Here is a 13676-nt window from a genome sequence, read left to right on the forward strand (position 1 = left end):
ACACGAAACTCAGTTACCCGCCCCCGGTAAGCCGCGAAACCCGTGGTTCCGGGTGCGGAAGCCCACAACACGTGGGCCTTTCCCCCAGGAGGAGACGTATGAGGTTCCAACGCACCACCTTCCGTCCCCGCACGATCGCCGCGCTCGCCGCGGGTGTGGGTCTCGCGGCCTCCGCCGCCGTCGCCGTCCCGGCAGCCGCCGCGGATGCCGAGTTCAGCAAGGCCGAGGTCGCGTCGGTCAAGTCGGCCGTCGCCGAGTCCGCTCCGGTCGGCTCGTCGTGGTACACCGACCCGGCCACCAACAAGGTCGTCATCACCGTCGACGAGACCGTCTCCGCGGCCGAGATCGCCGAGGTCAAGGAGGCTGCCGCCGAGAAGACGAGCCAGGGCGACGAGGCCGTGACCGTCAAGCACACCAAGGGCGAGTTCAGCCCGCTCATCGGCCCCGGCGACGCCATCTACGGCGGCGGTTCCCGCTGCTCGCTGGGCTTCAACGTCAAGGTCGGCGGCGCCGACTACTTCCTGACCGCGGGCCACTGCACCAACGCCGTCTCGACCTGGTACGCCAACTCGTCGAACACCACGCTGCTCGGCTCGACCGCGGGCTCGAGCTTCCCGGGCAACGACTACGGCATCGTCCGCTACAACTCGACCATCTCGAAGACCGGTGGCTTCACCGCGGGCACCGCTCGGGTCGGCCAGAGCGTCACCCGCGACGGCTCGACCACCGGTGTCCACACCGGCACCGTGACGGCGGTCAACGCCAGCGTCCGCTACGCCGAGGGGACCGTCAGCGGCCTGATCCAGACCAACGTGTGCGCGGAGCCCGGTGACTCCGGCGGCGCGCTCTACTCCGGTTCGACCGCGCTGGGTCTGACCTCCGGCGGCAGCGGCAACTGCTCCACCGGCGGAACCACCTTCTTCCAGCCGGTGACCGAGGCGCTCAGCGTGTACGGCGCCACGATCTACTGATCAATCACAGGTACGCCGCGGGGTGAGGTGGTTTGAGCCGCTTTGCCCCGCGGCGTACGAAATTTGATCGAACTGCGAAAGTTTTTTGCCGACGACTGGCCGTTGGGGTGTCTACAGCGACATACTCACAGTGATCGTGTTCGGGCACATCGCGGTGGTCGTGCACGTGGCGCGCGCTACCGGGGCGGGCGCCTGGTCGTCCCAGGAGGAACGCATGAGGTTCACCAGGTCACGCAGCCGTCTGCTCGCGGCAGCGGTCGGTCTAGGGCTGGCGGCTACCGCCATGGCCACGCCGGCGGTAGCTGCGCCCGCGGAGACGGGGGTCAGCGCCAAGGCGCTGGCGGCCGCCTACGCCGCCGTCGACTCCGCGGTCAGCAGGTCCGCGCTGTCCGGCATCGCCTGGTACACCGACGAGGCCACCGGCAAGGTGGTCGTGACCGCGGACTCCACCGTCCCCGCGTCCGCGCTGAGCAGATTGACCGAGACCGTCGGGGCCGATGCCGACGCGATCACGATCAAGCGCGCCAAGGGCGAGTTCAAGCCGTTCCTAGGCGCCGGCGACGCCATCTACGGCTCCGGCTTTCGGTGCTCGGTCGGCTTCAACGTACGCAGCCACGGCACCCACTACTTCCTGACCGCCGGCCACTGCGCCGAAGAGGTGGGGACGTGGTACACCAACTCCGGCCGGACCACCCGGATCGGGCCGACGGTGAAGTCGAGCTTCCCGGGCAACGACTACGCGCTGGTGCGTTACGACAACACCTCGCTGACCCACCAGGGCGGCTACTCCGTCGGTGACGCCCGCGTCGGCCAGAGGGTCACCCGCGACGGCTCGTCGACCGGCGTGCACTCCGGCCGGGTCGAGGCGCTCGACGTCTCGGTCCGCTACCGCGGCTCCGGCACCGTCCGCGGCATGATCCAGACCGACATCTGTGCCGAGTCGGGCGACTCCGGGGGCCCGCTCTACGCCGGCTCGACCGCTCTCGGGATCACCTCGGGCGGCTCCGGTGACTGCGAATCGGGCGGCACCACCTTCTTCCAGCCCGTCCGTGAGGCCGTCAACGCCTACGACGTCAACATCTACTGATACGCAGCTGAAATGGGGCGAGGTGGTTCAGACCACTTCGCCCTATTTGGTAATGATTTCCGCCTGGCGGTGAAATTTTCTTCCTTCGCATAGCCGAGCGATCGACCCGTCGACATACTCCCCAGAAGGCGTGCTCGGGCACATCGCGGTGGTCGGGCATTCCTGGCGCCTGCAACCACGCGGGTGCCTGGTCGTTCGTAGGAGGAACACATGAGGTTCACCACGTCCCGCACCCGTCTGGCCGCAGTCGTCGCCGGTCTTGGTCTGGCAGCTACCGCTGCCACCACGCCGGCTGTCGCCGCACCGGATCACAAGGAGTTCAGTCCGAAGGCGTTGGCCGCGGTCAACTCCGCTGTCGACAAGTCGGCCGTGTCCGGCATCGCCTGGTACACCGACGCCGCGACCGGCAAGGTCGTCGTCACCGCCGACTCCACCGTCTCCAAGGCGGAGCTGGCCAAGGTCGCCAAGGCCGCCGGCGCCGACGCCGAGGCACTCACGATCAAGCGCACCGCCGGCAAGTTCACCACGCTGCTCGGCGCCGGCGATGCGATCTACGGCTCCGGCTACCGCTGCTCGTTGGGGTTCAACGTCCAGAGCGGCAGCAGCTACTACTTCATCACCGCCGGTCACTGCGGTGACGAGGTTCCGACCTGGTACGCCAACTCGGGCCAGTCCACCCTGATCGGCCCGACGGTCTCCTCGAGCTTCCCGGGCAACGACTACGCCCTGGTTCGCTACGACAACCCCTCGCTCTCGCACCCCGGCGGCTTCTCGGTCGCCGACGCGTACGTCGGTGAGCGGGTCACCCGAGACGGCTCCACCACCGGCGTCCACACCGGCACCGTCCAGGCGCTCAACGTCACCGTCCGCTACCAGGGCTCCGGCCGGGTCAGCGGCCTGATCCAGACCAACGTGTGCGCCGAGCCGGGTGACTCCGGCGGCGCGCTCTACGACGGCACCAAGGCCCTCGGCATCACCTCGGGTGGTTCCGGCAACTGCACCACGGGCGGAACGACCTTCTTCCAGCCCGTTCGGGAGGCGGTCAACGCCTACGGCGTGACCATCTACTGATCGGCCCCACCGCTGGTCGAGCTCCGCTCACGGGGCTCGACCAGCGGTCGTCTCAAACCGCGACCGGGATCAGTGCCGCGTCGGCGGAGTCCTTGATGAGCCGGGCGTACGCATCGAAGAGCCGCTGCTCGGAGAGGCGCTGCCGGTTGCGGAAGATCCGCTCGAAGTGCTCCTCGCGCTGGGCGAAGGCGGCCTTCCAGGACTCGGCCATCTCGGCCGGGTCGAAGCTCGAGACCAGACGGAGGTCGCCGACCATCGCCGGAGCGTCGCCGACCGGCGTGGTCACCGGGACCGCACCGCAGGCCATCCCCTCGAGCAGGCACAGCGGGGCGGCCTCGCCGAATGCCGAGGTGAGCGTGATCAGATCGGCGGCGTTGTAGAGCGGCGCCATCTGGCTCTGGATCCCGAGGGCGTGCAGATTGGTCTCCAGCGCCGGCCAGGCGCCGAGCTCATCGGTGATGAGCTGGGCGAGGGCCGGGTTGTCCGCGGTCATCCCGGCGCCGCACATGACGAGGTGGGCGTCGGGGTGCTCCTGTACGAACCGGCGCGCGGCCCGGACGAAGAGCGGGATGTTCTTCATCTCGTCGAAGCGCGCCGCGATCATCACCACGGGTGCGTCGCCGTCCACGCCGAGCTCGGCCCGCTTGCCGGCCCGCAGCTCGGCATCGGTGCGGAACTTGTAGAGGTCGACCCCGTTGGGGAAGACCGGCAGCCGCTCCAGCGGGATCCCGGTCGCCTCGTGGTAGGCCCGTTGGGTCGACTCCGCGCAGCACACGGCCGCGGTCAGCAGCCCGGCCCGGTCGAGGTCGATGAGCTCCTGCACCCCTGCCCCCTGGTGCTCCGGATCGGAGCGGTGCAGACAGGTGATCAGCGGAGTCCCGGACGTACCGACCCTGCCCAGCACCGTGAGCGGCTGCTCCTTGAGGGAGAGCACCACGTCGGCCTTGGCCACCGACTGCGCCACGCGCTTGAGCTGGCTGGTGGTGATGGGGCCCGTCGGCGTACGTCTCAATGCCCGCACCGGCACGCCGGCCGAGGTCAGGCGGCGGTAGGAGTTGTCGGAGGAGATCCGCTGCGCGGTGAACTCGCGCTGTACGCGGTCGCTGAGGCTCAGCACGCTGTGCTGCTGAGGCGTGGTGGCGTCGAGCGCGCGGACGACTGCGGTGTGCAGGATCCGGGCGCCACCGGCGAAGAAACCTTCGTACAGGGAGAGGACGGAAGGGCCGTCCTCGAGGTATGTCACGGTGGACATGTCGACCTCACTTTTTCCGCAGGAGGCATCGCCCGAGCGGTGATGGTGGTGGGGCTACGGCAGAGATATGCGGCTTCGTCCGGACGCTAACGCGTCCGTGGGCGCATCCCAAGACATCATCGGCTCGGGGCGAAGGATTTCACTTGATCGTCATCTTCACGCGCGCATCGTAGGAGCGACGGAGGATTTATCGAAACCGGCGGGGATCCGGGCTCGATTTACGGTATCTGATGTGGTGTTCGTCACGCTATGCGTTCTTCGACATTGCTGGGTGAACGATTGGCGCGGGTCTCGGACGCGCTGCCGAATAGGGCCCCGAGGGTGGCCGGATCCCGCTACGTTCGGGCGTATGACGACCGAGGTGACGACGTACCGCTATGTCCGTTTCGCTCTGTGCTGTCTGCTCGCGGGGCTCGCGATCTCGGTGGGCGCCGAGACGATCACGAGCGGGGAGTGGCAGACCTCCATCTCGTCCTACTACTACACCCCGGCGGGCCCGGTCTTCACCGCGGTGCTGTGTGCGCTGGGCGTGTGTCTGGTGGTGCTGCGGGGCTATACCGACGCGGAGGACACGGCGCTCAACCTCGCTGGGCTCTCGGCGCCGATGGTCGGCTTCGTGCCGACCCCGGAGATCGGGCAGCAGATCGACAAGGCCGCCATCGTCAACAACGCCTGGAGCTATCTGGCGGTGATGGCGATCGGCTGGGTGGTCGTGCTGATCTTCGGGCTCCGCAAGCGCGCCGCCGCCGGTGGCTGGCCGTCGCGCTGGGGTGCCATCGGCCTGGTCTCCGTCGCCGGGGCGTGGGTCGTCGGAGTGGGCTGGCTGCTGATCGACCAGGAGAGCTTCGCGACCAAGGCGCACGGGCTCGCGGCCCTGTTCACCTTCACGCCGTTCGCGCTGGCGGTCGTGCTCAACACCGACTGGGGCGTGCGGAAGATCGCGCAGGAGGCTGACAAGGCGCGTACGCGGCTGGACAAGACCTACTGGGCGCTGGTCGTGGCGATGGTGGTGCTGCTGGCGGCCGGCATCGTGCTGGGCCTGACCGGCTGGACGTACTGGCTGCTGGCGACCGAGGTGTCGCTGCTGGTCTGCTTCGCGATCTTCTGGATCATCCAGAGCTTCGACCTGATGGACCCGGAGCGCGACGCGCTCACGACGCGTCCGAGAGACCCGCTCACCGGAAGTCGATGAGCAGGTCGTCGTCGCCGTTCTCGGGGTCGGTGATGACGCGGGGGAGGCGTACGGCGGTGTCGGTGCGCTTGGCCAGCGGCACCTTCGGCTCCGGCTCTTCCATCTCGACGACCTCGACGGTGTGCTTGACCTGCGCGTGCGGGAGCACCTGCGCACGCCAGGCGCGGCAGTTGTAGGGCAGCTGCATGCCGTCCATGCCGCGTCCGTAGTCGTCGTAGAAGGCCAGCACCTCGCGCCGCTTCTGCTCCTGAGCCTCCGGCTCGAGGGTGGCGATGTTGGAGCGCGACTGGACCAGGTCCTGGATCGAGTGGCGGTCGACGACCTGCCAGTGCCGGAACGTCTGCGCCTCGACCGCGGAGAAGAACCCGGAGTCGTCGAGGATCGAGGTCGGGTCGAAGCCGCCCTCTTCTGTCAGTCCAGTCTGCTTGCCGATCAGTCTGCCGAGCTTGCGCACCCAGGGGATCCGCTCGTCGCGCTCGTTCTGGACCACGGCGAGTCGTCCGTCCGTACGCAGCACCCGCCCGATCTCCGCCAGTGCCTTGGCGTGGTCGAACCAGTGGAACGCCTGGCCGACGACGACCACGTCGTAGAGGCTGTCGCCGATCGGGATCTGCTCGGCGGTGCCGCTGGTGGCGCGTACGTCCGGGAGCTTCCCGGAGAGGATGTCGAGCATCGCGTCGTCCGGGTCGGTCGCGAAGACGTCGTGGCCAAGGCCGACCAGCACCTCGGTGAGCTTGCCGGTGCCGGCCCCGAGCTCGAGGACCGAGCACGGCTCCTCGCCGACCAGCCACTTCACCGCGTCCACCGGGTAGGACGGGCGCCCGCGGTCATAGCTGTCCGCCACGCCTCCGAAGGAGCGTGCCGGATCGGGGTTGGCTGGGTCCGTCATCTCGGTCAGGGTAACGCGCGCTTAAGGTTGACGCGTGAAGGACGATCCGCTTGCCCGGTTGGTGTCGCTCGAAGGTGTGGCCTCGGGCTTCGCCGCAGCTCGTGACGGTATCGACGTGATGCTGCGTGACCGGGGACTGCGGCGTACGTCTCCGGAGACCACCGCCGAGTCGCTGCTGCGCGGCGCGCACGCCTCTGCCGTGCTGGAAGGGTCCTCGTCGTCCTTGGGTGAGGTTCGCGCCTCCGGCGGGGACGCGATCGCGCAGGATGCGGTACGGCTCTCGACCGAGCTTCTCTCGCTGGTGCCGGTGGTGAAGCACGCGCCGTTGCAGGCTTTCGCGCGGCTGCACGCGCTGGCGGCGGCGGGGTCGCTGGACGCTGAGGAGTTGGGCCGTCCGCGCTCTGCCGAGTCGGCCGAGCGGTTGCGGCGTCTCTCCGACCTGCTGCTCGCCCCGACGTCCGCGCCGGCGCTGGCCGTGGCGGCGTTCGTGCACGCCGATCTGGCGACCGCTGCTCCGTTCGCATCCCACAACGGTCTGGTCGCGCGTGCCGCAGAGCGGCTCATCCTGGTCGCGCGCGGCGTGGACGAGAAGTCGCTGGTCGTGCCCGAGGCCGGCCATCTGGCGCTGCGGGCCGCCTACGAGTCGAACCTGCGCGGCTTCCGCGAGGGTGGCCAGGCGGGCGCGCACTCGTGGCTGCTCTACGCGGCCGAGGCGTACGCCGCCGGGGCCGAAGCCTCGCCGCTTCGTCTGGACGCGGCCGAGTAGAAGGTGCAAAAGCAGGTGGCACCCGGTGGGTTGTGAACACCGGGTGCCACCGCTGACACGAGCGTTTCTGGTTACCAAGCGTGCAAGGTCTGGTCACTGCGTCGGGATTTCTCCCCGGCTACAGCACCCCATCAGATGGGTGGATCGCCGCGTGGGTGCCTCTCACTCGTGACGTCTTGTTACACCTCTGTTTCTACGCTGATCGGCGGCCAGATACAAGGCTGGAATTTCTGCAGGATGAGGAGGATCATGTCGCTCCTGCAGAATTCTGAATTCGGGGCGGGTCAGGCGCCGAGGCGACGGCGCTTCGTGCCCGCCCAGATGACGCCGCCGGCGATCGCCACGGCACCCCCGACGGCCAGTGCGGCCAGGGTCGGCGTGGACGGGCTGAGCACGCGGCTGCGCAGCGCGACCGGCTTGTTGAAGACCAGGATGTCCCAGCCGCGTTCCTTGGCGGCCTTGCGGAGGTCCTTGTCGGGATTGACCGCGAACGCGTGACCGACCTCCTCCAGCATGGGGAGGTCGGTGACGGAGTCGGAGTAGGCGTACGACTGCTCGAGGTCGTAGCCGAAGCGCTCGGCCAGCTGCTGGACCGCGCGGGCCTTCTCCTCGCGGTAGGCGTAGAGCGCGATCTCGCCGGTGTAGCGGCCGTCCTCGATCTCCATCTGGGTGGCGACGACGTGGTCGGCGCCGAGCATCGTGCCGATCGGCTCGACCAGCTCGGTGCCGGAGGCGGAGACGATGATGACGTCGTGACCCTGGGCGTGGTGCTGCTCGATGAGCTGAACCGCCTCCTCGTAGACGAGCGGGTCGACCACGTTGTGGAGGGTGTCGGCGACGATCTCCTTGACGGTCGCCACGTCCCAGCCGGTGACCATCTCGGAGAGTGCCTTGCGCATCTTCTCCATCTGGTCGTGGTCGGCACCGCCGACGACGTAGACGAACTGCGTGTAGGCCGAGCGGATCATGGCCGCGCGGGTGATCAGGCCGCCAGCCTGGAAATGCTTGGAGAACGCAAGCGTGCTCGACCTCGCGATGATCGTCTTGTCGAGGTCGAAGAACGCAGCGATGCGTGTCATGGCCACATCGTAGACGCCCGCTGGGCGGGCCGATCACCATCCACAGGGCGGGTCCAGGACGGGGTTATCCACAGGTCCCTGATTTGCGGGTGGAATTGTCGGTGTCCCGGCGGATCCTGCTGCCATGACCTCGGAACCGCTCGTCATCACCTCGGACTCGTTGCTCGCCGCTGAGGCGGCTCGCCTGGCCGCCGCCTCCGGCGTCACCGTCGAGGAGTGCACCGACGCCGTCGGCGCCCTGCGCCGATGGCAACGCCCACCACTGATCCTCGTCGGCGCCGACCTCCTGGCGGAGGTGGCATCGCTGCGTCCACCTCGAAGAGACGGGGTGTACGTCGTGGGATGGGGCTCGACCGGCGAGCCCCTGCTCCGGGCCGCGCTGGAGGTCGGCGCCGAGACGCTGCTCGAGCTGCCGTCGGCCGAGACCGTGGTCGCCGGACTGCTCGCCGACGTCAGCGACGGGGAGGGCGGCGACGGCATGGTCGTCGGCGTGCTGGCCGGATCGGGTGGAGCCGGTGCGACGACGTACGCCGCGGCCCTGGCAAGCCTGGGAGCCGATCGCGGGTCGACGCTGCTGATCGACGCCGACCGGCTCGGCCCCGGAGCCGGGCGGGTGCTCGGCCTCGACGAGATCCCCGGCGTCACCTGGGGCGATCTCGGGCAGACCGCCGGGCGACTGGGCGCGCGGGCGTTGCGTGAGGCGGTGCCGCACGTCGGGTCGCTGGGCCTGCTGGGGTGGCCGGGCGGCGAGGTGGTGCCACCGCGGCCGGAGGTGGTGCGCGAGGTGCTCGCCGCCGCTCGTCGCGGCCACGACCTGGTCGTGGTCGACCTGCCACGCGAGTCGGACGCCGGGGCCGAGGCACTGCTGACCGGCTGCGACATCGTCCTGGTCGTCGTTCGGGCGAACGTCACCGGCACCGCGTCCGCCGCCCGGCTGATCTCCCGCCTTCCCGAGCGGGATCGGGTGCAGGTCGTCGTCCGCGGCCGCGCGGCCGAGCCGGAGGCCGTCGGGCGTGCGCTCGGGCTCCCGGTGATCGCCTCGATGTCCGACCAGCGCGGGCTCTCGGAGGCCATCGACCTGGGCCTGGGGCCGATCCGGTCGAAGCGGGCGCCACTGGCCCGCGCTGCGGCCGAGGTGCTGACGCGCTGCCGGGTCCGAGCCGGGGTGATGGTCGCATGATCGGGGCCGTTGACATCGCACCCCAGGTCGTCGACCTCGTCCGCGACCACCTGGCGCGTACGCCGGGAGAGCTCACCCCGCACCGGGTTCAGGAGGCGCTCCGTGCGGAGGGGCGGATCGTCGGTGATGCGACCGTGCTGGCCGTCTTCGAGATGCTGCGCCGCGACGTGGTCGGCGCGGGGCCGTTGGAGCCGCTGCTGCGGTTGCCGGGGGTGACCGACGTCCTCGTCAACGGGCCCGATCAGGTCTTCATCGACCGCGGATCCGGTCTGGAGCCCGCTCCGGTCGCGTTTCCTGACGACGACGCGGTTCGGCGGCTGGCGCAGCGGTTGGCTGCCGGGGCCGGTCGCCGCCTGGACGATGCCTCGCCCTACGTCGATCTGAGGCTGGGCGACGGCAGCCGGTTCCACGCGGTGCTCGCGCCGCTGGCGCGACCGGGCACGGTGATCTCGTTGCGGGTGCCGTCGGCGCGGGCGTTCACGCTCGCCGAACTGGAGGCTTCGGGGATGGTGGTTCCCCACGTGGCCGATCTGCTGCGCCGGCTGGTGCTGGCGAGGTCGGCGTTTCTCGTCTCCGGAGGCACCGGCACCGGGAAGACCACCTTGCTGGCGTCGCTGTTGTCCTTGGTGCCGCCGGAAGAGCGGCTCGTGCTGGTGGAGGACGCCTCCGAACTGCGTCCGGACCATCCGCACGTGGTCGGCCTCGAGGCGCGCCCGGCCAACATCGAGGCCGCCGGCGCCGTCGAGCTCCATACGCTGGTCCGCCAGGCCCTGAGGATGCGTCCGGACCGGCTGGTCGTGGGTGAGGTGCGTGGCGCCGAGGTAGTCGACCTCCTCGCCGCGTTGAACACCGGCCACGAGGGCGGCTGCGGCACGCTGCACGCCAACTCAGCCGCCGATGTCCCGGCGCGGGTGGAGGCGCTGGCGCTCGCTGCCGGTCTCGGCAGGGAGGCGGCGCACAGCCAGTTCGCCTCCGGTGTCGACGTGGTCGTGCACCTGCGCCGACGTGACGGCCGCCGGGTGCTGACCGAGATCGCGGTCCCGTGTCGCGGAGCCGATGGTCTGGTCCGGATGGAGACCGCCTTCTCGGTTGCCGCCGATGACGTCGTGGTCGCCGGACCCGCCGCGGACCGGCTCGAAGCGCTGCTGGGAGCCGAGCGGTGAGCGGGCTGAGCCTCGGCGTGGTCGCCGGCCTGCTCGGTACCGCCGCCGCGCTGATGCTCCGCCCACGAGCAGCGGTCGGATCACGGTCGCCTGCGTGGCGGGTGCCGCGGTGGTCGTTCCTCCTGGTCGCCCTGATCCCCATCGTCTTCCCGGGCAAGGCGGTCGTCGCGGCTGTCTTGCTCGGGATCGCCACCTTTGGTGGTGTCGCTCTGTGGCGGCGCCGCTGCGAGCGGATCGAGGCTGGGCGTACGGCCAACCGCGTCGTCGAGGCCTGCGAGCAGATGGCCGCCGAGCTCGCCGCCGGGCACCCGCCTGGTCCCGCGCTGACGCAGCTCGCCACGGAGTGGCCGGTGATCGAGCCGGTCGCGGAGGCGCAGCGGATGGGCTCCGACGTCCCTGCGGCGTGGCGGCAGGTCGCCGAAGTTCCAGGTGCGGGATCGCTCAGGGTGGTCGCCGCAGCCTGGCAGATCGCTCACCAGACCGGGAGCGGTCTCGCGGACGCACTCGACCGGGTGGCGCTCGACCTGCGGGCCGCGGCCGCCACCCAACGGGTCGTCGACGGCGAGCTCGGCTCGGCGCGCTCCACCGCCCGCCTGATCGCGGGTCTGCCGGTGGCGGCCCTGGCGATGGGCAGCGGCGTCGGTGGCGACCCGCTGGCGTTCCTCTTCGGTTCGCCCGTGGGCCTGGCCTGCCTCGGTCTCGGACTGCTGCTCGGCTGGCTCGGGCTGTGGTGGATCGAGGGCATCGCGCGTGGGGTGGAGGCGAGATGAGCGTCTGGCTCGTGGCCGTCGCGCTCGGGCTGGCGGCAGCGTTGCTGCCGGCGCCGGCAGCAACACTTCCCGGCAGGGTCGCGGCCGTTGCGGATCGGGGTGATCCCGACGGCTGGATGATGCGCTGGCGGCCGTTGCTGGCGCTGCTCGCCGCCGGCGCCGTCTACTCGTTCGTCGGCGGCACAGCGGGTGCCGTACTCGCCGCTCCGGCGGGTGTCGTCTGCTGGCTGGTCATCGGCCGGGTCGAGCCCGCCGAGGTCCGGCGCGAGCGGGAGGCCGCGAAGGCCGATCTGCCTGCCTTGGTCCGCCTGCTCTCCGCCGCGCTCTCCTCCGGCGCGGCGCCCGCCGAGGCGCTCGTGGCCGTCGCCGCAGCGCTGCCCGGGCCGGCAGCCGCCCGACTCCTGCCGGCGGCTTCGCGGCTTCGTCTGGGAGCCGATCCGGAGAAGACGTGGCGCACCCTGGTGGACGATCCCGCGCTGGCGCCGCTGGGCCGAGCACTGGCCCGAGCTCAGGCGACCGGTGCCCCGGTCGCCACGACGGTCGAGCGCCTGGCCGACGATCTGACCAGAAACGCCCGCGCCGAGGTCGAGGACCGCGCCCGCGCGGTGGGCGTCAAGGCCGCCGTACCGCTCGGCATCTGCCTCCTCCCCGCCTTCCTGCTGCTCGGCGTCGTCCCCGTCGTCGGCGGCCTCCTCTCCAACCTCGGCATCTGACCCGTCGAGACGTCACCCCCGTCGGCCGAGACGTCACCCGCCTCGGCCGAGTTGGCAGCCGAATGCCGACTCGACCGACGTACGTGCCGTCTCGGCGTGCTTGTTTTCCCTGATCAACGGGCCGTTTGTCATCCACAGGTCGGGTTCGGGACCGGGTTGTCCACAGTTGGCGACATGGCGGTCGCGGATGTCGGTGGAGCGGGTCATTGTCGTCGTGAACGGCCGTACCGACGGCCATCGACCAGAGAGGACCAACCATGGCCAAGGCACATCTTCGGAAGGACGAGAAGGGGATCACGACGGCCGAATACGCTGTCGGGACGGCGGCAGGCGCGGGGCTCGCCGGTCTGCTCTACAAACTGCTCACCGGTGGCTTCGGCAACGACCTGCTCAACAGGCTGTTCCAGCACGTGCTCAGCCTGCTGGGGATCTGACCCGTGGTCCGCGGGCATCGGGACAAGCGGGACGAGCGAGGCGCCGCCACCGCGGAGCTGGTGATGGTGATCCCGCTCCTGGTGGCCGTGACCATCGGGCTGGTGTGGTTGCTGTCGGTGGGAGCGGCGCAGATCCAGGTGGTCGATGCGGCTCGGGAGACCGCCCGGGCCGTCGCTCGAGGGGACGACAGCGGCTCCGCCGCCGCCCGCGGACGTCGGGTCGGGCCTGTGGGCACACAGGTGAGTGTCAGCGCCGGCGCCGAGGAGGTCGTCGCCTCGGCCCAAGCCCGGGTGACCGGGCCCGGTGGGATCTTCAGCTGGATGCCGGGTGTGACCGTGCGCGGCGAGGCGGTCGCCGCGACCGAGGCGACGCAGGGGGAGCAGTGAGCACGGTCCGGCCCGGCATGGACGAACGCGGGTCGGCAGCCCCGTTCGCTGTCGGCGCCATCGGCCTGTTGCTCTTCCTCGGCGCGGCGCTGGGTGTGGTGGGCGCGGTCTTCGTCGCCCACCGCACCGCACAGTCCGCGGCCGATCTGGCCGCGTTGGCGGGAGCCAACGCGCTCCAGGTATCCGAGGACGCATGCGCGGCAGCGTCGACGATCACCGACCGCAACGGCGCCACATTGGAGTCGTGCGAGATCGCCGGCGAGGACGTCACCGTCACCGTGCGGGTCGAGGGACCGCGCTGGCTCGGTCAGCCGGGGGACCCGGTCGCCGAGGCGAGAGCCGGCCCGACGGACTCACGCTCGGACTAGGCGTCCTCGGACTTCGGCTCGGGCGCGATCTTGGGCTCGGTCTTGGTCTCGGTCTTGGTCTCGGACTTGGTCTCGGCGTCCTGCAGCGTCTTGGCCATGTCACGCATCTGGCGCTTCTGCTTCATGTACTTCACCTGGTGCTTGCCGCCCCACTTGGTGAGCGAGAGGCCGAAGAGGAGAAGGACGCCGGCGACGAGGCCGATCACGAAGATCGTGGTCGAGCCGACCGGGAGACCGAGCAGGGTGGCGGTCGGGTCGTCGAGATCACCGTTACCGGTGGTGAAGAGACCCAGCACGATGAGGACTGCGGCAACGACGATCAGGACAAGGCCAAGGATCAGCATTTCCCCAGGG

General features: G+C 70.2%; 16 protein-coding genes. 12 read left to right on the forward strand and 4 right to left on the reverse strand.

Annotation, left to right across the window (positions count from 1 at the left end):
• Positions 1-98 precede the first annotated feature (98 nt).
• The 3 genes from OH802_RS05470 (at position 99) to OH802_RS05480 (ending at position 3129) form a co-directional block, all read left to right on the forward strand.
• Positions 99-971: a S1 family peptidase gene (locus tag OH802_RS05470; RefSeq protein WP_406025844.1), complete on the forward strand. Its 873-nt coding sequence runs from the start codon at positions 99-101 to the stop codon at positions 969-971.
• A gap of 214 nt (positions 972-1185) precedes the next feature.
• Positions 1186-2058, forward strand: coding sequence for a S1 family peptidase (locus tag OH802_RS05475; protein WP_406025846.1), 873 nt, complete (start codon positions 1186-1188; stop codon positions 2056-2058).
• A gap of 210 nt (positions 2059-2268) precedes the next feature.
• On the forward strand, positions 2269-3129 hold the full coding sequence (locus OH802_RS05480) for a S1 family peptidase (RefSeq protein WP_406025848.1): 861 nt from the start codon (positions 2269-2271) through the stop codon (positions 3127-3129).
• 52 nt (positions 3130-3181) lie between these two features.
• Here OH802_RS05480 and OH802_RS05485 read toward each other — a convergent pair whose 3' ends face one another.
• Positions 3182-4381, reverse strand: a complete 1200-nt coding sequence (locus OH802_RS05485; protein ID WP_406025850.1) for a glycosyltransferase — start codon at positions 4379-4381, stop codon at positions 3182-3184.
• 349 nt (positions 4382-4730) lie between these two features.
• Between OH802_RS05485 and OH802_RS05490 the strand changes: the two genes are divergently transcribed.
• The gene (locus tag OH802_RS05490; protein ID WP_406025852.1) at positions 4731-5573 is read left to right on the forward strand and encodes a hypothetical protein; all 843 of its coding nucleotides are present in this window, start codon (positions 4731-4733) and stop codon (positions 5571-5573) included.
• Here OH802_RS05490 and OH802_RS05495 read toward each other — a convergent pair.
• Complete coding sequence (locus tag OH802_RS05495; protein ID WP_406025854.1) at positions 5557-6462, reverse strand: class I SAM-dependent methyltransferase; 906 nt, start codon at positions 6460-6462, stop codon at positions 5557-5559. The two genes, OH802_RS05490 and OH802_RS05495, sit on opposite strands and share 17 nt — an antisense overlap.
• A gap of 34 nt (positions 6463-6496) precedes the next feature.
• Here OH802_RS05495 and OH802_RS05500 point away from each other — a divergent pair, with 34 nt between their 5' ends.
• Positions 6497-7228, forward strand: a complete 732-nt coding sequence (locus OH802_RS05500; protein ID WP_406025856.1) for an oxidoreductase — start codon at positions 6497-6499, stop codon at positions 7226-7228.
• A gap of 284 nt (positions 7229-7512) precedes the next feature.
• Here the strand turns inward: OH802_RS05500 and OH802_RS05505 are convergent, their stop codons facing one another.
• Complete coding sequence (locus OH802_RS05505; protein ID WP_406025858.1) at positions 7513-8307, reverse strand: HAD family hydrolase; 795 nt, start codon at positions 8305-8307, stop codon at positions 7513-7515.
• 124 nt (positions 8308-8431) lie between these two features.
• On the opposite strand from OH802_RS05505, the gene ssd reads away from it, so the two are divergent.
• The 7 genes from ssd to OH802_RS05540 all read left to right on the forward strand — a co-directional run bounded on the left by ssd (position 8432) and on the right by OH802_RS05540 (position 13322).
• Positions 8432-9487 (forward strand): septum site-determining protein Ssd, encoded by a 1056-nt coding sequence (ssd, locus tag OH802_RS05510; RefSeq protein ID WP_406025860.1) that lies wholly within the window; start codon positions 8432-8434, stop codon positions 9485-9487.
• Positions 9484-10650, forward strand: a complete 1167-nt coding sequence (locus OH802_RS05515) for a TadA family conjugal transfer-associated ATPase (RefSeq protein WP_406025862.1) — start codon at positions 9484-9486, stop codon at positions 10648-10650. Before ssd ends, OH802_RS05515 begins: the two co-directional genes overlap by 4 nt.
• A complete protein-coding gene (locus OH802_RS05520) occupies positions 10647-11420 on the forward strand; it encodes a type II secretion system F family protein (RefSeq protein WP_406025864.1) in 774 nt (257 codons plus the stop codon). Before OH802_RS05515 ends, OH802_RS05520 begins: the two co-directional genes overlap by 4 nt.
• Positions 11417-12133, forward strand: a complete 717-nt coding sequence (locus tag OH802_RS05525) for a type II secretion system F family protein (protein ID WP_406025866.1) — start codon at positions 11417-11419, stop codon at positions 12131-12133. The genes OH802_RS05520 and OH802_RS05525 overlap by 4 nt, the downstream gene beginning before the upstream one ends.
• A 257-nt stretch (positions 12134-12390) precedes the next feature.
• Entirely contained in the window at positions 12391-12567 is a 177-nt protein-coding gene (locus OH802_RS05530; RefSeq protein ID WP_091044736.1) for a DUF4244 domain-containing protein, read from the forward strand.
• 3 nt (positions 12568-12570) lie between these two features.
• Positions 12571-12954, forward strand: a complete 384-nt coding sequence (locus tag OH802_RS05535) for a TadE family type IV pilus minor pilin (RefSeq protein WP_406025869.1) — start codon at positions 12571-12573, stop codon at positions 12952-12954.
• Positions 12951-13322 carry an Rv3654c family TadE-like protein gene (locus OH802_RS05540; RefSeq protein WP_406025871.1) on the forward strand — a complete coding sequence of 124 codons (372 nt, stop codon included), beginning with the start codon at positions 12951-12953 and terminating at the stop codon, positions 13320-13322. The genes OH802_RS05535 and OH802_RS05540 overlap by 4 nt, the downstream gene beginning before the upstream one ends.
• On the opposite strand, the gene OH802_RS05545 is transcribed toward OH802_RS05540, so the two are convergent.
• Positions 13319-13666, reverse strand: coding sequence for a hypothetical protein (locus OH802_RS05545; protein WP_406025873.1), 348 nt, complete (start codon positions 13664-13666; stop codon positions 13319-13321). The two genes, OH802_RS05540 and OH802_RS05545, sit on opposite strands and share 4 nt — an antisense overlap.
• Between the last annotated feature and the right edge of the window lie 10 nt (positions 13667-13676).

This window comes from Nocardioides sp. NBC_00850, from assembly GCF_045207335.1.
Lineage (GTDB): Bacteria > Actinomycetota > Actinomycetes > Propionibacteriales > Nocardioidaceae > Nocardioides.

Coding starts and splice junctions, on each gene's coding strand:
- OH802_RS05470 (WP_406025844.1), top strand. CDS start 99: ATGAGGTTCCAACGCACCACCTTCCGTCCCCGCACGATCGCCGCGCTC.
- OH802_RS05475 (WP_406025846.1), top strand. CDS start 1,186: ATGAGGTTCACCAGGTCACGCAGCCGTCTGCTCGCGGCAGCGGTCGGT.
- OH802_RS05480 (WP_406025848.1), top strand. CDS start 2,269: ATGAGGTTCACCACGTCCCGCACCCGTCTGGCCGCAGTCGTCGCCGGT.
- OH802_RS05485 (WP_406025850.1), bottom strand. CDS start 4,381: ATGTCCACCGTGACATACCTCGAGGACGGCCCTTCCGTCCTCTCCCTG.
- OH802_RS05490 (WP_406025852.1), top strand. CDS start 4,731: ATGACGACCGAGGTGACGACGTACCGCTATGTCCGTTTCGCTCTGTGC.
- OH802_RS05495 (WP_406025854.1), bottom strand. CDS start 6,462: ATGACGGACCCAGCCAACCCCGATCCGGCACGCTCCTTCGGAGGCGTG.
- OH802_RS05505 (WP_406025858.1), bottom strand. CDS start 8,307: ATGACACGCATCGCTGCGTTCTTCGACCTCGACAAGACGATCATCGCG.
- ssd (WP_406025860.1), top strand. CDS start 8,432: ATGACCTCGGAACCGCTCGTCATCACCTCGGACTCGTTGCTCGCCGCT.
- OH802_RS05515 (WP_406025862.1), top strand. CDS start 9,484: ATGATCGGGGCCGTTGACATCGCACCCCAGGTCGTCGACCTCGTCCGC.
- OH802_RS05525 (WP_406025866.1), top strand. CDS start 11,417: ATGAGCGTCTGGCTCGTGGCCGTCGCGCTCGGGCTGGCGGCAGCGTTG.
- OH802_RS05530 (WP_091044736.1), top strand. CDS start 12,391: ATGGCCAAGGCACATCTTCGGAAGGACGAGAAGGGGATCACGACGGCC.
- OH802_RS05545 (WP_406025873.1), bottom strand. CDS start 13,666: ATGCTGATCCTTGGCCTTGTCCTGATCGTCGTTGCCGCAGTCCTCATC.